This is a genomic window from Paenibacillus polysaccharolyticus, from assembly GCF_023714295.1.
GTDB lineage: Bacteria > Bacillota > Bacilli > Paenibacillales > Paenibacillaceae > Paenibacillus > Paenibacillus polysaccharolyticus_A.
This window is the reverse complement of sequence record NZ_JAMAUN010000071.1, coordinates 1-256: the sequence shown is the minus strand read 5'-3', so window position 1 is coordinate 256 and position 256 is coordinate 1. Positions and strand designations below refer to the sequence as shown.

Sequence of the window (256 nt, the reverse complement as noted above, 5' to 3'; positions counted from 1 at the left end):
GGAGCCAGCCGCCGAAGGTGGGATAGATGATTGGGGTGAAGTCGTAACAAGGTAGCCGTATCGGAAGGTGCGGCTGGATCACCTCCTTTCTATGGAGAATCGTTTCCCGCGTGGAAACATTCAAAAAGTCTTCAGGAAGCATGCTTCCGAAGCGAGCTTTACTTCGTAAAGCTTTCAACTCACTCGTTGCTCAGTTTTGAGAGCTCAAACTCTCAAACCAACTCGTTTATTCGACCGACACATCCGTGAACGGCCC

The 256-nt window shown here is 50.4% G+C and carries 1 rRNA gene; it reads left to right on the top strand.

Features of this window, described 5'->3' with window-relative positions:
- Positions 1-89 (top strand): 16S ribosomal RNA (locus M3629_RS28265); the annotation flags it as partial.
- Between the last annotated feature and the right edge of the window lie 167 nt (positions 90-256).